This is a genomic window from Streptosporangiales bacterium (assembly GCA_009379825.1).
Taxonomy (GTDB): Bacteria; Actinomycetota; Actinomycetes; order Streptosporangiales; family WHST01; genus WHST01.
In genome coordinates, this window is sequence record WHTA01000022.1 from 54875 (window position 1) to 72815 (window position 17941).

A 17941-nucleotide genomic window follows, 5' to 3' on the forward strand; every position below is an offset into this window, starting at 1 on the left:
AGGGATGCGGGCCGACACGGGGTGGCCGACGACGGCCGACGAGCTGATCGCGGTGCAGCGGCAGCTCGCCGCGGCCGGGCCGCCGCGCTGGCAGGCACCCGCGGAGCCGGTGGTGGGCGGCTGTTTCGTCTGCTTCCCGCGCGGGTACTACGGCAGCGGTGCGGCGGGTGACCCGGCCTGGACGGCCGCCGTGTGCGTCCGTGCGGGACGGCGTCTCGGCGCCGCGGTCGTAGGCGGTCACGCCGCCGGGCCGTACGTGCCCGGGCTACTCGCGCTGCGGATGGGCGCGCTGCTGGACGAGGCGGTACGTGCGCTGCCGGCGTGGCCGGACGTGTTGCTCGTCGACGGCACGGGGCTCGACCACCCGCGGCGGGCCGGGCTCGCGGTGCACCTCGGTGCCGTCCTCGACGTCGCGACGGTCGGCGTCACGCACCGACCGCTGGTGGCCACCGGCGACTGGCCGGCGCCCGAGCGCGGCGCCCGCAGTGCGCTGCGCCTCGACGGCACGGTCGTGGGCTACTGGGTTCGTACCCGCTCCGGCCGTCGTCCGCTGGCCGCGCACGCCGCCTGGCGCACCGCCCCCGACCAGGCAGCGGCGACGGTCCTCGCCGCGGCCACCCACCGCACGCCGACCCCGCTGCGCGAGGCCCGCCGCCTGGCCCGCACAGCCCGCGAAGACGCGCAGTGACCGGTGCGGCCAGGACGGCGAGTGTCGCACCGAGACGCGCCCGACTCGCTCATTTCCGCCTCCCTGCGTTCGCGCGGTTGTAGTCCAGTGCGACGTCGAGCCAGAAGGACAAGTCGTCGTCACTCTCGATCGACTGGGCGGATACTGCGATCCAGCCCGGGCCCATGGTCCGTCCGGCTCCCATCTCGGCCTGCGTGGCGCCGGGCCGCGTGGTGAGCTCGTGGTGTCGTTCGGCGGCGACGCGGACCAGCAGGTCACCGCCGCTGAGAGCGCTGGCGACCATCTTGCCGTTCACCATGAACGATCGACCGCCGAACATCGCCACCTCACGCGTCGACGGTTCCTCGGCAAGCAGGGTGCGGACGCGTTCGATCAACTCGGCTTGTCGGGTCATCGTCGGCTCCTGCTCACGCTTCGGCGGGTGGGCCGAAGGAGAGACGGTCGAAGATGAGGACGCTTTCGATGATCTTGCCGTCGCGGACGGTGAAGCACTCAGCAGCCGGAGCCTTCGTCGTCGCAGCAGTCTGGGGGTAGTAGAACAGTGCGACGCGATCCTCGTCGGTGAAGTCGGCGATGTCGGCCAGGCCGGTCAGAGCAGGCGCGAAGCCGGCAATGAAGTCGCGGTAGGTGTCCTTACCGGTGAGGTCGACTCCCGGCGCGCGGCAGACTATGTCGTCGGCAACTCGGTCCATGGCGCGGTCGATGTCGCCGCTTGTCCATGCCCGGTGGTAGTCATGCACGGTCTGGTACGCGGATGGCTGTGCCACGGGGTACTCCATTCGTTGGTCATCGTTTGTCCGTTCCAGCCGCCGAGGGGCGCCAGTGGTCGGGTCCGGCGTCGCCGCCGGTGGCGGCGATGGCCAGTCGTGGCAGGAAGTGCGCCCAGCCGTCGGCATGCCCGGCCAGCTCGGGCTCGGGTAGGCCGGAGTGAACCAGCTCGATCCTCGTACCGCCCCCGACGGCGGTGAGCCGGAACTCGACCGTAGATGCGCCCGCGGGCAGATCGGCACTTCCGGCGACACCCCAGGACACGACTACGCGCGTGGGGCGTTCGACATGCAGGTACCGGCCCCAGATCGGGTAGCCGGCGATGTCGACAGCGAACACGCCTCCCGGATGCGGTTCGAGGTCGGCGTGCATACCCATCCACGCCGTCATGCCCGCCTCAGTGGTCAGGTAGCCGAAGACCGTCTCCGGTGGTGCGGCAATCTCGATCGAGGTCTGGTACTCAGCCACGGTCACTCTCCCCGCCGGCTTCGACGGCCGCCTTGAGCGCCGAGAGCTTGCTCGGCCAAAAGCCGTCCAGGTAGGAGCGCACGGCCGCCAGCCCGTCGGTGTTCACCGCGAACAGGTGCCGCGTGCCGTCCCGCGTCCCAGTGGCCAACCCAGCCGCACGGAGCACGCCGAGGTGGTGGGAGGTCGTCTGCTGTGACAGACCAACCTCTTCGGCGATGGACCCCACCGGCCGCGGATCGGACCGGATCGCGCTCAAGATCGCCCGACGATTCGCATCGGCCAGCGCACGCAGCGCGAAGTCGAGATCAGAAGCAGGTTCAGCACCCATCACTGTCCTTTCGGTCGGCTGTCCCCACTATAGTACAAACATTCATTTGTACTCATGGCTATGGGTCATCTGTCGAGATCGAGGCCGTGATCCGCTCGGCTAGGGGAGCAGGGAGACCTTGACCGACCGGGTGCCGTCGCCGACCAGGGTGAGGCCTTCGCGGAAGTCGGCCAGCGGGAGCTGGTGGCTGCAGATGCGGTCCATCGGCAGGGTGCCGGCCGCCAGCATCCGGATCGCCGCCGGCCAGCAGTGCGGGCCGAGGTGTGCGCCGCGGACGTCGAGCTCCTTGTCGTCGCTGATGATGCTCCAGTCCACCGTCACGTCCGCGCCGAAGACGCCGTACTCGACGAAGGTGCCGAGCTTGCGCAGCAGGGCCAGGCCCTGCTGGACGGCCGACGGGTGGCCGGTGCCCTCCAGGTACACGTCGGCGCCGTAGCCGTCGGTCAGGTCGCGCACGGCGGCGGGGACGTCGTCGCTGCGCGGGTTCAGCGCCAGGTCCGCGCCGCACAGCCGGGCCAGCTCCAGCCGGTCGTCGGCGAGGTCGAGGGCGACGACGTGCGCCGGCGACTTCGCCTTCGCCCCGGCGACCATGCCGAGGCCGATGGGTCCGCAACCGGCGACGACCACGACGTCGCCGAAGCCGATGGTGGCCCGCTCCACCGCGTGCAGTGCGCACGAAAGCGGCTCGGCGAACGCCGCGTGCGCCGCCGGCAGGCCGGGCGCGACCTTGTGCACGAGCGCGTTCGCCGGGAACACCAGGTACGGCGCCATCGCGCCCGGGGTACGCAACCGGAACCCGTAGATGTCGTGCTTGGCGCACATCCAGTACTGGCCGCGCAGGCAGTACCGGCACGCCCAGCACGGCACGATCTGCTCCGACACCACCCGGTCGCCGACGTCGACCTGCCAGCGCTCGCGGGCCCGGTCGTCCAGCTCCACGACGGTGCCGACGAACTCGTGCCCGGGCACCACAGGCGTCTCGACGTACGCGGGCCTGCTGCCGTCACCCCAGAACTTCGTCGCGCCGTGGAAGCACTTCACGTCGCTGGCGCAGATGCCGACCGCCTCGACCTGGACGAGCGCCTCGCCGGGGCCAGGGCGCGGTACCGGCACGTCGTCCAGCCGGTAGTCGTTCGGTCCGTGACACACCACTGCCTGCATCCGACTCGCCCCTTCGCGTCCGGCTACTTGGGTGTCGCCGTGCCCTGCTGCTCCTTCTTCGGGGTGTAGGCGCGGATGGCGTACGGCGTGATCGACGTGGTGCTGACCTCGATGAGCGTCTTGCCGGAGGAGAGGAAGACGCTGCTCGCGATCGTCTCCGGGTGGTCGGCGACGTACGTGCCTTCGGCCAGCTCACCGGTCTCCGGGTCCACGGTGGTGAGCTTCGTGTAGCCCCAGCTGCCCGGCCTGGTGATGTACACCCGGGCGGGCCCGTCCGGCTCGTCGCTGAAGACCATCCGGCCGTGGAAGTCGCGGCCGTCCTTGATCTTGCCGAGGTCGGTGCTCCACAGCCGCTCGCCGGTCTCCAGGCTGATGCCGAGGACCACCCGGCTGCCCAGTGGGCTCTCCTGGTCGGCCACCTTCGCCATCCCGATCAACGTGTCCCCGGCGACGACGAACGGGGTGTTGATGGTCAGTGCCTTGTCCACGTTGCCGAGCTGGTACTCGTCCGGGTCCAGCGTGCCGCCGTCGCCGGTGGCGCGGAACTCGGCCAGCTGCTCGCCGTCCTTCTCGTCGACGATCTGGAACTTGAACTTGTCGCGCTGGTCGTTGATCATCAGCACCGGTGGCGAGGCCTGGAAGATCTGCGGCGGCGCATAGTTGCCCTTGTTGGGCAGCTTGTCCAGCCAGTTGGTCTCGCCGGTGTCGGGGTCGATGGACACCACGAGGTCTGCGGAGTCGCTGGTTTCCTTCTCCGCACAGTCGACGATGCCGAGCAGCCGTTTGGTGGTCGCCTGCACCTCGCCCGGTTGGCAGTCCGGGTTGTCCGGGGCGATGCGCCAGCGCTCGCCGCCGCTCTTCGCGTCCAGGGCGCGCACACCCTCGGCGGTGGCGACGACGACCTTGCGCTTGAGCACGGCGATCGACTTGATCAGCGTCGACTCGTCCTGCTGCGGCTCGAGCTCCGTGCCCCACAGCGTCGTGCCGTCGGAGGCGTCGATCGCCTGCAGCTCTGGACAGCTGCCGGCGCTGGTGCCGATGCCGTACGCGATGATGCCGCCGGCCGCCCGCGGCGAGACGGCGCACAGGTGCCGGTCCTCCGGGATCGTCACCTGCCAGCGCTGCTCACCGTCGGCGATGTCGTACGCGGTGATCGAGTAGATGTCCACCCGCACGACGGTGTCGCCGACCACGAACACGTCGACCGGCTTCACGGCGTCGAGCTGGCTGGGCTTCGGCGTGCGCCACGCGACCTCGTACGCGGCCGCGGGTGCTTTGGGCGGTTTCTTGCGCGTCTTCTCCTCGCTCTTGCCGTTCCCACCCCCAGGGGCGACGACGACGAGGGCGATGACGACCAACAGCGCGAGCACGCCACCCCCGGCGAGCAGGCCGATCAGCACCCCCTTGCGGCGCTTCCCCGGCTGCTGCGCGTCCCGTTCCCCTTCGTCCGGCGGTCCTTGCTCATGCGGTGGTTGCCAGCCATGACGCGAGTCATCATGGCCCTGGGACATCTCCGACCTCATTCGCTAGCTAAGCTCCCCCCAGCGCGAACATATCGCAGTAGAGCGGTATGACAGGGTACGGGTGTTACCGCCGTGCCCACCAGGCATTTGTCTGCCTGGTGACGTCAGAGCAGGCCGCTGGCCTTCAGCGCGATGTAGCGGTCCGCGAGCGCGGACGCGATCTCCCCAGGCGGCGCGTCCACCACCTCGACCCCGTGCCTGCGCAACAGTGCGCTGACGTGCCGGCGGCGTTCGCTGGTCCGTTCCGCGGACGCGGCCTCGTACACGGCGGGTGCGTCACCGCGGCGTGCCGCCATCTCCTCCACCCCGGGGTCCGCGACGGCGGCGACCAGCACCAGGTGCTTGGCGGCGAGCAGCGGCAGCCGGGGGATGAGGCCGCCTTCGAGCGCGCTCGCCGACAGGTCGGTGAGCAGGACGACGAGGCTGCGCTGCCGCGCCTTCTCCAGCGCGAGCGCGGTGACCCCGACCGGGTCGATCTCCACCAGCTGCGACTCGAGCGGCGCCATCGCCTCGACGACGGCGTGCATGATCTTCGCCTTCGACGCGTGCCTCACCTGCGCGCGGATCTCCTGGTCGAAGGCGAGGAAGTCCACCCGGTCACCGACCCGCGACGCGAGCGCGGTGAGCAGCAGCGCGGCGTCCATGGACGCGTCCAGGCGCGGGATGTCGCCGACCCGGCCGGCGGAGGTGCGCCCGGTGTCGAGCACGATGAGGATCCTGCGGTCGCGCTCCGGCCGCCAGGTGCGCACGACCACGTCGGCGCGGCGCGCGGTGGCCCGCCAGTCGATGGACCTGACGTCGTCGCCGTCCACGTACTGCCGCAGCGAGTCGAACTCCGTGCCCTGGCCGCGGATCCGGGCGGCCTGCCGGCCGTCCACCTCGCGCAGCTTCGCCAGCTTCGCCGGCAGGTGCCGGCGGCTGGGGAACGCGGGCAGCACCCGGACGTTCCACGGCACCCGGTGCGAGCCCTGGCGGGCGGCGAGGCCCAGCGGGCCGTACGAACGGAGGGTGATCCTGGCCGGCCCCTGGTCGCCGCGCCTGACCGGGTCGAGGACGGTGTCGTACCTGCGCCGCTCCCCGCCGGGGACGTCGAGGCGGTGCCGGCGCGGCGTGCTGCCGGCGCTCGGCGGCCACGCGTCGCGGAGCAGCCCGTGTACGCGGCGCCTGCCCGGGTTCTCCACCGTCAGCGTCACGGTGGCCGTCTGGTCCAGCCGGCAGGAGGTGTCGCCGGCGCGCGACAGCCGCAGGTTGGCGACGCTGCCCGCCAGCCAGAGGTCGACGCACACCAGGACGACCAGCAGCCCCCACGCAGCCAGCAGCACCCACCAGCCGCCGGGCACGACGAGGACGAGCGCGGCGCCGATCAGCGCGGCGAGTGCGAGCCTTCCGGTGACGGCCATGTGGTCAGCGTGGCACCGGCACGGTGGCGAGGATCCCGTCGAGCACGCTGTCGCTCGTGATGCCCTCCAGCTCGGCCTCCGGCCGCAGCTGCACGCGGTGCCGCAGCGTCGGCCGCGCCAGCGACTTCACGTCGTCGGGGGAGACGTAGTCGCGCCCGGCCAGCCACGCCCAGGCCCGGCTCGCCGCGAGCAGGGCGGTCGCGCCGCGCGGCGACGCGCCGAGCTGCAGCGAAGGCGACTGCCTGGTGGCGCGGCACACGTCCACCACGTAGCCGATCACCTCCGGCCTGGTGGTGATCCTGCGTACCTCGCGCTGGCCGGCGGCCAGCTCGGCCGGGCCGGCGATGCGCTCCAGGCCAGCGGCGTCCAGGTCGCGCGGGTCGAACCCGGCCGCATGCCTGGAGATGACGTCGACCTCCTCGGCCCGGCTGGGCAACGCGACGTTGAGCTTCAGCAGGAAGCGGTCGAGCTGCGCCTCAGGCAGCGGGTAGGTGCCCTCGTACTCGACGGGGTTCTGGGTGGCCGCGACGAGGAACGGCATCGGCAGCGGCCGCGGGCTCCCCTCGACGGTGACCTGCCGCTCCTCCATCGCCTCGAGCAGCGCCGCCTGCGTCTTCGGCGGGGTCCGGTTGATCTCGTCCGCCAGCAGCAGGTTGGTGAAGACCGGCCCCTCACGGAACTCGAACTCCGCGGTGTTCGTGTCGTAGACAAGCGAGCCGGTGACGTCGCCTGGCATCAGGTCGGGGGTGAACTGCACCCGCTTCATGTCCAGCTCCAAGGTGCCGGCCAGCGCCCGCACCAGCAGCGTCTTCGCGACACCGGGGACGCCCTCCAGCAGCACGTGGCCCTGGCACAGCAGCGCGATCATCACGCCGGTGATGACCGACTCCTGCCCGACGATCACCTTGCCGATCTCGCTACGCACCGAGCTGAGCGCCGTCCACTCCGGCCCGGGCGCCGGCGGTTGCGCCGCGCCCGGCCAGCCCGGCCCCGGTTGCGCCTGCATGCCTTGCTGCGGCCCCGGCTGCGCCTGCATGCCTTGCTGCGGCCCTGGCTGCGCCTGCATGCCTTGCTGCGGCCCTGGCCCACCCGGCGGAGGCCCACCCGGCACCGGCTGCGGCCCTGGCCCACCCGGCGGTGGCCCACCTGCCGGCGGCGGGCCACCTGCCGGCGGCGGGACAGGCTGCGGCCCCGGCCCACCCGGCGGCATGGGCGCACCGCCCGGCGCCGGCGGCATGGGTGCGCCCGGCGGCGGGACGGGCTGCGGCCCTGGGCCGTCCGGCACCGGCTGCGGCCCGGTGTCGCCCGGCGGCACGGGACTGCCCGGCGGCGCGGGACTGCCCGGCGGCGCGGGTCTGCCCGGCGGTGGGGCTGCCTGGTCACCGGGTGCGGCCTGGCCCGGCCCGGTGTCGCCTGGCGGCGCGGGACTGCCCGGCGGCACGGGTCTGCCTGGCGGCACGGGACTGTCCGGCGGTGGGGCTGCCTGGTCACCGGGTACGGCCCGGCCCGGCGCGGGGGCGGAGTCGAACGCCGGGCCGCCGGCCGGTGGTGGCGGTGCGTACCCGGCGGGGTCCTGGTGCACCGTCGTCGGCTCGTAGAAGGGGTTACCCGGCGGTGCGGCCTGGTCCGCCTCGGCCGCCGGCCAGGCCTGCTGGGCGGGCGCGCGCGTCGGCTCGGCGGGCTGGTCCGGCCCGAAGTGCACGGTCGGCCGCTCCGTCGCCGACGACGCGTGCTCCTGGTCCTGCGGGGAGTGCTGCTCGGTCGCCGGCCAGGCTGGTTCCTGGTCCGGCTGATCCTGGGCGTTCTGGTCGCTTGGCTCCTGCGGGTTCATCCGCGGCCGTCTCCTCCCACCCCGCCGGTCGCAGGCACGGGGTCGTGTGTGTTGGTGGGTCTGTGGGTCATGAGGAGGCCTTCCGCGTGAGCATCGCAGCGAACGTACGGTCCGCAAGTCCCCAGATCACCGTAGGTGAGCGAGGAGCGGAGCGCGGGAGGTCGACGGGATGCACTGTCACGAGCGGCGTACCTCCCCTTCCAGGGTGTCCAGGTCGTCGGCGAGTCGTACCAACGCGGCGTCGTCGGGTGGGGCGCCGCCGTAGAGCAGGCTGCCGACCTCCGCCGGGTTGCGCTGCACCCGCGCCGCGACGGCCGCGACCACCGCGTCCGGTGAGCTGTCGCGCGGCAGCCGCAGCGGCGCACGTATCTTCGCGATCGTGCCACGCCGCAACGAGTCCGCGGCACGTTCCCGCGCCCGAAGCGTTCGGTACAACCGGGCACGGCCCTCCGTGGTCTCGGTGGCACGTACGAGCACCGGCAACCGTTCCGACACCACCGGCCCCAGCCGCCGACCGCGGGCCAGCGCGTACAGCAGGATGGCGACGATCGTCCCGAACGCGGCGATCCTCGTGACGTCAGGCAGCAACGAGGTCAGCGACCCGGTGGGTTCGAAGTCGGACGACTGCGGGTTGGGCAGCAGCCAGATCAGGTCCTCGTTCGCGCCCAACAGGTTCATGGCGAACGCGGCGTTGCCTGCGCTGGTGAGGCCGCCGTTCTGGAACGGGTACGAGGACGAGACCACGGTGATCGTCCGCGAGCCGTCGCGCAGCTGCACGAGGTGGGCGCCGTCCTCGGCCGGGTAACACGTCATCGCCTCCGCGCCGGGTGCCACGTCGTAGACGTCCGAGTTGCCGATGTCGACGGTGCCGGCCCGCTGGGCCGCGGCCAGCGGACAGTCGGGCGCGACCTCCGTCGTCCCGCCTGCGCCCGCTGTCTGGACGTCGCCGGTGACGTCGGCCAGCCGCACCGGCAGCGGTTGGAGCAGCACGACGTCCGCCTGCGACCGCTTGATCGCACGCGCCGCGGGCTTGGTGAGGAAGTTCGTGTCCGCGACGACCAGCGTGGTGTCCGCCGTCGCCCGGTCGACGGCGTCGCGCGGCGAGGTCTCCTCGGTCACGTCCACGCCCTGGTCGTCCAGCAGCTGTGCGATCGCCCGTGCCCCGTCCGGCTCGGTCGACTCGGTCGACAGCGCCCTGGTGTTCTCCGCGGTGAGGAAGGGCAGCAGCAGAATGCCGAGCAGGATGACCGCCGCCGCCACGCCGAAGACGACGAACGGCCGTGCCTTGCGTGCCGCGGCGCTGCGGGTGGGCGCCAGCGAGGTACTCGCCTGGGTCACCGGGCGGCCCCGGTCAACGTCGGCTTCGCCGCCGCCAGGCGCTCGTCGATGTCGGTGATCTCGCCGTACAGCTCGCGGTCGGCGGTGTGCCCGCCGTACCAGACGTCGTCGAAGATGCGCGCGGCCCGCCTCAGCTCACCGGCATGATCGGGCAGTGCAGGCGCCGCGTCCGACGCGACCTCGTCGGCGGTACGGCCCGGCCTGCGGTCGAGCAGCGCACGCTCCTCGAGGGCGAGCGCGATGGCACGCATCCGCGCGCGGATCGCCTCCGCCCACTCCTCGCCCGTGGCGTACTCGTCGGCCGTGTTCCGTTGTTGGGCCGCGCTGACGAACTGCACCGGCTCGAGCAACGCGGCTTCGGACCGCCGGCGCGCACGCTGCATCGTCCCGGCCCGATACCGCACGAGCACGATCACCAAGACCACGATGAGGACGATGACGACCAGGCCGAACCAGCCGCCGACCGTCGAGTCCGTCGGCTGGATGTCGTCGAAGATGTCGTCCAACCGGGAGAGCACGTCGTCCAGCCACTGCTGCAGCTTGTCCGCCCAGCTCTCGTTCTGGCCGTAGGCGGGCTCGTCCAGCTCGCGCTCCGCGAGGCGCCTCGCTTCCTCCCTGCCGACCCCGACCGGCACGTTCATCGCGGCCCACCCGTCACGACCGGGCCCATCGGCGGCACAGGCATCGACGCCACCGTACGGCGGCCCGGCGGCGGCAACGGCGGCCTGGCGTCCGCCGGCCCGGCGAACACCGTGCCAGGCCCCAGGAAGAACGCGTCCACCGGCACGTCACGCAGCCGGCCCGCGGTGTGCGCCTCGCTGAGCAGCAGGTCGAAACCCTCCGCGCGGCAGCGCAGCTCGAAGTAGGCGGTGCCCATCGCCAGGTACAGGTAAGGCACCACCACGATCGCGACCAGCAGCGAGCTCAGCAACACCACCGCGAAGTACAGCACCTGCGCGACCATGCTGGAGAACCCGATGCTGAGCACCTGGCCGAGCAGCAACGCCAACGCCCCGAACCCGTAGCCGAAGACCGGCCACAGCACGGCGCACACCAGCCCGACGAGCAGCAGCACCCCCATCGCCCGGAACCGCCCGGTAGCCGTCATCCGCCACGAGCGTGCGATGCCCTGCACGACGTTCACCCGCTCGACCACGATCGCCGCCGGCGCGAGCCACACCTGCGCGTAGAGGAACGCAGCGACCGCACCGACGAGCAGCATCCAGAGCACGACCAGGTACGGGCCGACGTCCGGGAGGTCGCCGATGAACAGGGCCGGCAGGATCACCACGAAGTACAGCCCGGTGATCGCCGCGGCCTGCATCAGCGCGAAGAGCACCAGCCAGCCGACGCTGCCCTTCGTGTCGCGCCAGACCGTGCGCAACGGCGCCGGCCGGCCGAGCACCGCGCGCGAGACCACGCCGAGGAACACCGAGCTGAGCGCCGCCATGGCGAACAGGTCGACCACCCAGCCGAACAGCTGGCCCGCCAACAGGCCCACCGCACCGACCACGCCGGCGATCACCTGCAGCACCGAGTTCCCGCTCAGGAACAGGCCGGTGAAGACGAACGTGCCGAGCAGGCCTACCAACAGCGCGCTGCCACCGAGCACGATCGCGCTCGGGCCGAGCGTCACGCGCGCGTACGTACGCATCGTCGTCACCGCCGCGTCGAGAACCTCGCCAGCGCCGAGTGGCCGCAGCGGGAAGACGCTGCGGCCAGCCTGCGGGCCTTCGACCGACACGTCGCCATCCTGGCATGCGCCCACCCCGCGCGGGGTCCGACACCAGCGCGGATGCCGCGGGGACCACCCGTTACCCGGCTGTGCTGTCTGCCCTCGGAGCCGTCGTGATAGGAAAGATCCCCTGAGCCGGACTCGGGGTTGTCCTGTGTGTGTGTCCCTCTGGTTTTCCGGCTCAGAGCGCCGAGGCGACTCATACCAGCACCAATGGGCCGCCTCGGCGCCCCTGTTCATCGGCCGTTGCCGATTTCCGAGGCACTTCGTATCTTCTGGGGGCCGAGCCCCCAGACCCCCACGTTCCCGGGTCTTCGTGGAACCGAGTTCCCAGGCCCCCACGTTCCCTGGTCCTTGTGGAACCGAGTTCCCAGGCCCACCACGTTCCCGGGTCTTCGTGGAACTGGATGCCGTTGTGAAACTATGTGTTCATGAAGGGACGCGTCCTAGTCGTCGACGACGACACCGCACTTGCCGAGATGCTCGGCATCGTGCTCAAGAGTGAGGGCTTCGAGCCACACTTCTGCCCGACCGGAGACAAGGCACTCGACCTGTTCCGCGAGGTGCGCCCCGACCTCGTGCTGCTCGACCTGATGCTGCCGGGCAAGGACGGCATCGACGTCTGCCGCGACATCAGGACGGAATCCGGCACCCCGATCGTGATGCTCACCGCGAAGAGCGACACCGTCGACGTCGTGCTCGGCCTCGAGTCAGGCGCCGACGACTACATCGTGAAGCCGTTCAAGCCCAAGGAGCTGGTGGCCCGGGTACGGGCCAGGCTGCGGCGCTCCGAGGACCCGCTGCCCGAGCTGCTGCAGATCGGCGACCTCGACATCGACGTCGCCGCACACGAGGTCCGCCGCGGTGAGGAGTCGATCTCGCTGACCCCGCTGGAGTTCGACCTGCTCGTCGCGCTCGCCAGGAAGCCGCGCCAGGTGTTCACCCGCGAGGTGCTGCTCGAACAGGTGTGGGGCTACCGGCACGCCGCCGACACCCGGCTGGTGAACGTGCACGTGCAGCGGCTGCGCTCCAAGGTCGAGCAGGACCCGGAGAACCCGCAGGTAGTGGTCACCGTCCGGGGGGTCGGCTACAAGGCGGGCCCGGCCTGACCGAGGTGCACGACGTACGAGCCGAGTAGCGATCGCGGTGCCGCGAGCACCTCGGCCACCGACGCCGCGGCGACCGGCGACGCGGACCGAGGAGGCGAAGGAGGCAGTCGCGAGATGAGCACGGCCGGCCATGGGCTGGCCCGTCGTGCGCGGCGACTGGCCGGTCGACAGACCCGCCAGGTCCGCGCCGTGGCGGCGCGCCTGATACGGCACTGGCGCCGGTCCCTGCAGTTCCGGGTCGTCGTCTCCACGCTCGCCGTCTCGTGTCTGGTCGTCGGCCTGCTCGGCTGGTTCCTCGTCGCCCGCATCCAGGAGGGCCTGCTCGACGAGAAGATGACCGCGGCGACCGAGGAAGCCTGGTCGGGCACGCTGTACGCCCAGGGCCAGCTGGTCGCGCTCGACACCAGGGACCCGCAGGCGCTCGAGTCGCTGCAGGCCGGCGTCGTCAACGAGCTCAACAACCGCAGCGGCACCGCCGGCCGCTACTACGTCGCCGTGCGCGCGGGGGCGCGCGACGTGCCGGCAGGCGCCAACCTCGCCAGGGCGACCGGTGGCGTCTCGCTGTTGAGCATCCCCGGTCGGCTGCGCGACGCCGTCGAAGCCGCGCCGGCGCTCGAACAGCGGCGCACGTACACGGAGATCCGGTACAGCAACGGTGACGAGCCGCAGCCCGCCATCGTCGTCGGCTCCAAGGTCGGGCCGTGGCAGCTGTACTACCTGTTCCCGCTCGACCAGGAACAGGAGACGCTAGGCCTGGTGCAGCGCACGGTGGCGCTCGTCGGCGCGGCACTGGTCGCGCTGTTGTGCGCCATCGCGTACCTGGTGACCAGACAGGTGGTCACCCCGGTACGGCTGGCCGCCCGCACGGCGGGCGAGTTCGAGGCCGGGCACCTGGCCGAGCGCATGCACGTACGCGGCGAGGACGACCTCGCCCGGCTGGCGACCTCGTTCAACTCGATGGCCGCGAGCCTGGAACGGCAGATCGGTGAGCTGGAGGAGCTCGGCCGCGTGCAGCGCCGGTTCGTCTCCGACGTGTCGCACGAGCTGCGCACGCCGCTGACCACCGTGCGGATGGCCGCCGACATGCTCTACCACGACCGCGACAGGCTCACCGGCGACGCCGCGCGGGCGGCCGAGCTGCTGCAGGCCCAGCTCGACAGGTTCGAGTCGCTGCTCGCCGACCTGCTGGAGATCAGCAGGTACGACGCGGGCGCCGTGGTGCTCGACGCGGGCCCGTCCGACGTCCGCGACCTGGTGCGGGCGGCGGTGGAAGGCAACCGGCCGCTGGCCGAGCAGGCCGGCAGCGCGATCACCGTGGACCTGCCGGACGAGCCGTGCGTCGCCGAGATCGACACCCGCAGGGTCGACCGCATCCTGCGCAACCTCGTCGGCAACGCGATCAACTACGGCGAGGACGGCGCCATAGAGATCACCGTCGGCGTCGACGAGCAGGCGGTCGCGGTCGTCGTCCGCGACCACGGGGTGGGCCTCGACCCGGAGGAGGCGGAGCGGGTGTTCGACCGGTTCTGGCGCGCCGACCCCGCCCGTGCGCGCGGCGCAGGCGGCACCGGGCTCGGCCTCGCCATCGCGTCCGAGGACGCACACCTGCACGCCGGCTGGCTGCAGGCGACCGGGGGGCGCGGCTACGGCGCGCTCTTCCGGCTCACCCTCCCGGTGGCGGCCGGCGCCGTGCTCGACGGCTCGCCGCTGCCGATGGACATGCCGGACGTGCCGCAGCCGCAGGAGCCGGCACCGGACGTTGCCGACGCGGTGGAGGAGCCGGACAGCGCCCTGCCGGCCGGGGGAGCATCACCATGACCAGAAGGACGATCGCCGCGCTGCTCGTCGGTGCGCTGCTGCTCGCGGGCTGTGCCAAGGTGCCGACGAGCGGACCCGTCGAGGCCGGCCGGGGTGGCCGGCCGGAAGGCGTCCGCGGGCAGGAACCCATCCAGGTGTTCGCCCAGCGCCCGCAGGCCGGGTGGACGCCGGCGCAGGTCGTGTCCGGGTTCCTCGCCGCGATGGCGACCCCGTCCGACGGCGACGAGGTCGCGCGCGCGTACCTCACGCCGGACGTCCGGGCGGGCTGGCCGGCCGCCAAGGACCCCGCGGTGCGGGTCTACGCGCAGGACGACGACTTCCGGCTGGAGGTCGGCCGCGACGACACCGTCACCATCACCGCGACCGAGCGCGCCACGGTCAGCAACAGCGGCGAGTACCAGCCGTCCCCCGAGGGCACCACGATGGAAGCCGTCTTCCGGATGCAGCGGGTGAACGGCCAGTGGCGCATCGGCAGCCTGCCGAACACCAAGATGATGAGCGCGTACGACGCGGTGTCGGCGTACTCCCCGTTCGACGCGTACTTCTTCGCGAAGGAGTCGAACGTCCTCGTCCCGAGCCCGATCGTGCTGCCGGCCGCCGACAGGGACGACTGGCCGACCGACCTCACCAGGGCGCTGATCAACGGGCCGCAGGGGTCGGTGGCTCCCGGGGTGGCGTCCGCGATCCCGTCCGACACCGTGCTCGAGTCGTCGCCGACCATCGACGACAACGGCCGGCTGACCGTGCAGCTAGGCGGCGGCGCCGTCGGTCTCACCGGCGCCCGCAGGGCACGGATGATCGCGCAGCTCACCGCCACGCTGTTGCGCATCGAAGGGGTCAGCGAGGTCGACGTGGAGATCGACGGCGACAACGCCGTCTACGGCAGCTCCGCGTTCAGCGCGTACGAGCCGGCGCGGGTGGTCACCGCCAAGCGGGGCTACTTCATCAACGACGACAACGAGCTCGTCGCCGTGGACGCGTCCGCCGCCGACGTGGAGCCGCTCGCCGGGCCGTTCGGCACCGGGGCGCTGACGTTCGTGAAGCCGGCGATCTCGCTCGACGGGCGGCGCGCGGCAGCGCTGTCCGTCAACGGCGACGATCTCTGGGTCGGAGCGTTGAACGAGAAGGGCAAGCCGACCCAGCTGTACAACGGGAAGGAGCTGTCCGCCCCCTCCTGGGACCGCAACGGCAACCTGTGGGTCGTGGAGAACGCCGAGAGCGGGCCGCGGCTGCTGCGGTTCACCGACGGCAGGGGCGAGCCGGTCGAGGTCGAGGCCGAGGGCCTGGAAGGCCTGCACGTCAGCAGCGTGCGGGTGTCCTGGGACGGTGTGCGCATCGCGTTCGCGGTGGGCAGCGGCGACGCAGGGGAGCTGCGTACCGCGGTGCTCGACCGCGACGGCGACGGCGGGATCAGCGTGCGCAACGTGCGTCCCGTGGCGCCGAGCCTGACCGCGGTCGACGACGTCTGGTGGTACGACGGCCGGACGCTCGCCGTCGCGGCGCGCGAGCAGAGCGACCTGCGGGCCAGCTACCTGGTCTCGGTGGACGGCCTGTCGCTGCGCAAGGCGTCCAGCGTCCGTGATCTCGACGCGGTGGCCGCGGGCACCGGGCTGCCGCTGCTCGTCACCGACCACGACGGCCGGGTGGCCATCTCCCAGCCGGACGAGTTCAGCTCCACCACCGTCGGATCCGGCCACTCGCCCGCCTACCCGGGCTAGCCTCGATCCTTCATCACCGGCGCGGTGACCGGCCTGGCGGGTGCGCCACCGGACGGACGGTCGTACGCCAGGTCGGTGATCAGCGCGAACCGTGCACTGGCGCGACTACACGTGAACGATTGAGGCTAGGTCCGTTCACCGAGGTCCACCATCCGGCCGGCGAGTTCGCTGCGGGATCCGACGCCGAGCTTCGCGAAGGTCTTCCGCAGGTGGTAGCCGACGGTGCGCGGGCTGAGGAACAGCTGCGCTGCCGCCGCCTTGTTGGTGGCACCGGCACCGACGAGCGTGGCGATGCGCAGCTCCTGCGGCGTCAGCATGGTCATGGTGTCCGGCCCGCGGCGCCGTACCGTCTCGCCGGTCGCCCCTGCAGCTCCCCCTCCGCCCGCGCCGCCCAGTCAGGCGCGTCCAGCCGGACGAACCCGTCCAGCGCGGCGTGCAGGTGCGGCCGGGCCGCCGTTCGCCACCGACGCCGCGGCTGGCTTCGGTGTGTCGCCGACGCCGCGGTTGGCCGCCGCGCGCCACCCACACCGTCGCCGGCTACCGCGCGCCACCCACACCGTCGCCGGCTACCGCGCGCCTCCCCCTCCGACGGCTGCTGCACCGGGACGGTCACCGCCCCCCGGCCACATACGCACGGCTACCGGGTCGTCTAGCCAACGGCCACGCGTCACCACAGCCTGTCAGCCACCCGCATGGATACCGAACCGTCCGCCGGGTGACCGGGCCGGTTGTCCACAGATGTGATCGCCGGGCTTCTCCCGGTGTTCTCGGCTGCCGATGGTGTGGGCGTGAGATGCCATCTGTGGGACAAGCTGCGTCGCTGGTTGGCGGCATTCGTCGATCTGGTGCTGCCGCAGTACTGCGCGGGCTGCGGCAATGCACCCGGCCTGCTGTGCACGGCGTGCCGTACTAGGCTCGGCGCCGCGCCGACCAGGGTCACCCGTCCTGTCGGCGTCGGCCTTCCGGTGGTGTGGGCAGCGACTGGTTACGACGGTCCGGTGCGCGCCGTCATCGTGGGGTACAAGGACCGGGGCAGGCGCGCCCTGGCGAGGCCGCTGGGTGCGGCGCTCGCCGCCGCGATCACGGCGGCGGTCGAACACCAACCCCGACCGCCGCCCACGGTGCTGGTGGTGCAGGTGCCCGCCGTCCGTGCGCGGACACGGCACCGGGGGTACTCGCCGCTCGCGCTGCTGGTAGCCGCCGCGGCCCGGCACGGCGTGTCCGGCGTCGAGCTGGCCCCGCCGGACACCCTGCGCCACGTCCGTGGGGTCGCGGACCAGGCGGGGTTGGACGCGCGGGCCAGGCTGGCCAACCTGACCGGTGCGTTGCGCGTGCGGCCGCGCTGGAGCGACCTGCTGCACGGCCGCCCCGTGCTGCTCGTCGACGACGTCCTGACGACCGGCGCCACCCTCGCCGAAGCCACCCGAGCGGTCCGCGCCGCAGGCGGCCATGTAGTAGCCGCCGCCGTCCTAGCGGCGACGGCACGCACCCGCTGACCTGTACCCCACCAGGGAAGGGGGGCACCTCCTCAGCGGGGTACCAGCCACCCGCCAACCGTCCCTGCCCGGGACGGGCTGTGGCCGTCAGCGAGCCACGCCACGCACCCGCGGACCCCGCGGACCCCGCGGACTGGTCCCCCCGCACGGGACCGGCCCTGCCCCTGAGCAGGCGCAGCGAGCATGCATCGTGACCCGATGCCACCCGCCCAGGGTTGCCCACCGTTGGCGCGCCTGCGCCGAGCGGCTCGGCACCCCAGGTTGTGCCTGCGCACCCGAACGGCTGGTGACGCCGTGCCCCGATCAGGCGGACCGGGTCACCGGCCGGTCGACAGCCGTGCTGAGCGCTGACCACCGCGCCCGGGTGCGCCCACGCCGACCCCGCCCGGGGCAGGCCGGGCCGACCGCAATACCGGACCGCCACGCCCGGGATCGGGCGGACCATCGTGCCCCTCGGGCCACGCCCGGGATCGGGCGGACCATCGTGCCCCTCGGGCCACGCCCGGGATCGGGCGGACCATCGTGCCCCTCGGGCCACGCCCGGGATCGGGCGGACCATC

The 17941-nt window shown here is 72.4% G+C and carries 16 protein-coding genes and 1 pseudogene; 5 read left to right on the top strand and 12 right to left on the bottom strand.

Annotated features, from left to right (window positions below; all coding sequences use genetic code 11):
• Nucleotides 1-4: 4 nt before the first annotated feature.
• Nucleotides 5-688: an endonuclease V gene (locus GEV07_13500; GenBank protein ID MQA03684.1), complete on the top strand. Its 684-nt coding sequence runs from the start codon at nucleotides 5-7 to the stop codon at nucleotides 686-688.
• Nucleotides 689-737: 49 nt separating this feature from the next.
• Here the strand turns inward: GEV07_13500 and GEV07_13505 are convergent, their stop codons facing one another.
• From GEV07_13505 to GEV07_13555, 11 genes are all read right to left on the bottom strand, one after another.
• Entirely contained in the window at nucleotides 738-1082 is a 345-nt protein-coding gene (locus GEV07_13505; protein MQA03685.1) for a hypothetical protein, read from the bottom strand.
• A gap of 13 nt (nucleotides 1083-1095) precedes the next feature.
• Nucleotides 1096-1467: a nuclear transport factor 2 family protein gene (locus GEV07_13510; protein MQA03686.1), complete on the bottom strand. Its 372-nt coding sequence runs from the start codon at nucleotides 1465-1467 to the stop codon at nucleotides 1096-1098.
• Between the two features lie 7 nt (nucleotides 1468-1474).
• On the bottom strand, nucleotides 1475-1924 hold the full coding sequence (locus GEV07_13515; GenBank protein ID MQA03687.1) for an SRPBCC domain-containing protein: 450 nt from the start codon (nucleotides 1922-1924) through the stop codon (nucleotides 1475-1477).
• Nucleotides 1917-2252 carry a metalloregulator ArsR/SmtB family transcription factor gene (locus GEV07_13520; protein MQA03688.1) on the bottom strand — a complete coding sequence of 112 codons (336 nt, stop codon included), beginning with the start codon at nucleotides 2250-2252 and terminating at the stop codon, nucleotides 1917-1919. Before GEV07_13520 ends, GEV07_13515 begins: the two co-directional genes overlap by 8 nt.
• Before the next feature lie 99 nt (nucleotides 2253-2351).
• Nucleotides 2352-3413, bottom strand: coding sequence for an alcohol dehydrogenase catalytic domain-containing protein (locus GEV07_13525; GenBank protein ID MQA03689.1), 1062 nt, complete (start codon nucleotides 3411-3413; stop codon nucleotides 2352-2354).
• 23 nt (nucleotides 3414-3436) lie between these two features.
• Nucleotides 3437-4936, bottom strand: a complete 1500-nt coding sequence (locus tag GEV07_13530; GenBank protein ID MQA03690.1) for a PQQ-binding-like beta-propeller repeat protein — start codon at nucleotides 4934-4936, stop codon at nucleotides 3437-3439.
• A gap of 104 nt (nucleotides 4937-5040) precedes the next feature.
• Complete coding sequence (locus GEV07_13535; protein MQA03691.1) at nucleotides 5041-6336, bottom strand: DUF58 domain-containing protein; 1296 nt, start codon at nucleotides 6334-6336, stop codon at nucleotides 5041-5043.
• Nucleotides 6337-6340: 4 nt separating this feature from the next.
• Nucleotides 6341-7342, bottom strand: coding sequence for an AAA domain-containing protein (locus GEV07_13540; GenBank protein ID MQA03692.1), 1002 nt, complete (start codon nucleotides 7340-7342; stop codon nucleotides 6341-6343).
• A gap of 1002 nt (nucleotides 7343-8344) precedes the next feature.
• A complete protein-coding gene (locus tag GEV07_13545; protein MQA03693.1) occupies nucleotides 8345-9607 on the bottom strand; it encodes a DUF4350 domain-containing protein in 1263 nt (420 codons plus the stop codon).
• Nucleotides 9502-10146, bottom strand: coding sequence for a DUF4129 domain-containing protein (locus tag GEV07_13550; protein MQA03694.1), 645 nt, complete (start codon nucleotides 10144-10146; stop codon nucleotides 9502-9504). Before GEV07_13550 ends, GEV07_13545 begins: the two co-directional genes overlap by 106 nt.
• Nucleotides 10143-11249, bottom strand: a complete 1107-nt coding sequence (locus GEV07_13555; GenBank protein MQA03695.1) for a hypothetical protein — start codon at nucleotides 11247-11249, stop codon at nucleotides 10143-10145. The genes GEV07_13550 and GEV07_13555 overlap by 4 nt, the downstream gene beginning before the upstream one ends.
• A 422-nt stretch (nucleotides 11250-11671) precedes the next feature.
• On the opposite strand from GEV07_13555, the gene GEV07_13560 reads away from it, so the two are divergent.
• The 3 genes from GEV07_13560 to GEV07_13570 all read left to right on the top strand — a co-directional run bounded on the left by GEV07_13560 (nucleotide 11672) and on the right by GEV07_13570 (nucleotide 15885).
• Nucleotides 11672-12349 carry a response regulator gene (locus tag GEV07_13560; GenBank protein MQA03696.1) on the top strand — a complete coding sequence of 226 codons (678 nt, stop codon included), beginning with the start codon at nucleotides 11672-11674 and terminating at the stop codon, nucleotides 12347-12349.
• 114 nt (nucleotides 12350-12463) lie between these two features.
• Complete coding sequence (locus tag GEV07_13565) at nucleotides 12464-14167, top strand: HAMP domain-containing protein (protein ID MQA03697.1); 1704 nt, start codon at nucleotides 12464-12466, stop codon at nucleotides 14165-14167.
• On the top strand, nucleotides 14164-15885 hold the full coding sequence (locus tag GEV07_13570) for a hypothetical protein (GenBank protein MQA03698.1): 1722 nt from the start codon (nucleotides 14164-14166) through the stop codon (nucleotides 15883-15885). Before GEV07_13565 ends, GEV07_13570 begins: the two co-directional genes overlap by 4 nt.
• Before the next feature lie 125 nt (nucleotides 15886-16010).
• Here GEV07_13570 and GEV07_13575 read toward each other — a convergent pair.
• Nucleotides 16011-16498, bottom strand: a pseudogene (locus GEV07_13575) (hypothetical protein).
• Between the two features lie 187 nt (nucleotides 16499-16685).
• Between GEV07_13575 and GEV07_13580 the strand changes: the two are divergent.
• Nucleotides 16686-17381: a ComF family protein gene (locus GEV07_13580; protein ID MQA03699.1), complete on the top strand. Its 696-nt coding sequence runs from the start codon at nucleotides 16686-16688 to the stop codon at nucleotides 17379-17381.
• Nucleotides 17382-17941: the final 560 nt, after the last annotated feature.

What these genes read in the sequence shown, in the direction of transcription:
- GEV07_13510 (MQA03686.1), bottom strand. Translation starts at nt 1,467, where the DNA reads ATGGAGTACCCCGTGGCACAGCCATCCGCGTACCAGACCGTGCATGAC.
- GEV07_13530 (MQA03690.1), bottom strand. Translation starts at nt 4,936, where the DNA reads ATGAGGTCGGAGATGTCCCAGGGCCATGATGACTCGCGTCATGGCTGG.
- GEV07_13520 (MQA03688.1), bottom strand. Translation starts at nt 2,252, where the DNA reads ATGGGTGCTGAACCTGCTTCTGATCTCGACTTCGCGCTGCGTGCGCTG.
- GEV07_13535 (MQA03691.1), bottom strand. Translation starts at nt 6,336, where the DNA reads ATGGCCGTCACCGGAAGGCTCGCACTCGCCGCGCTGATCGGCGCCGCG.
- GEV07_13560 (MQA03696.1), top strand. Translation starts at nt 11,672, where the DNA reads ATGAAGGGACGCGTCCTAGTCGTCGACGACGACACCGCACTTGCCGAG.
- GEV07_13525 (MQA03689.1), bottom strand. Translation starts at nt 3,413, where the DNA reads ATGCAGGCAGTGGTGTGTCACGGACCGAACGACTACCGGCTGGACGAC.
- GEV07_13540 (MQA03692.1), bottom strand. Translation starts at nt 7,342, where the DNA reads ATGCAGGCGCAACCGGGGCCGGGCTGGCCGGGCGCGGCGCAACCGCCG.
- GEV07_13500 (MQA03684.1), top strand. Translation starts at nt 5, where the DNA reads ATGCGGGCCGACACGGGGTGGCCGACGACGGCCGACGAGCTGATCGCG.
- GEV07_13505 (MQA03685.1), bottom strand. Translation starts at nt 1,082, where the DNA reads ATGACCCGACAAGCCGAGTTGATCGAACGCGTCCGCACCCTGCTTGCC.
- GEV07_13565 (MQA03697.1), top strand. Translation starts at nt 12,464, where the DNA reads ATGAGCACGGCCGGCCATGGGCTGGCCCGTCGTGCGCGGCGACTGGCC.
- GEV07_13550 (MQA03694.1), bottom strand. Translation starts at nt 10,146, where the DNA reads ATGAACGTGCCGGTCGGGGTCGGCAGGGAGGAAGCGAGGCGCCTCGCG.
- GEV07_13570 (MQA03698.1), top strand. Translation starts at nt 14,164, where the DNA reads ATGACCAGAAGGACGATCGCCGCGCTGCTCGTCGGTGCGCTGCTGCTC.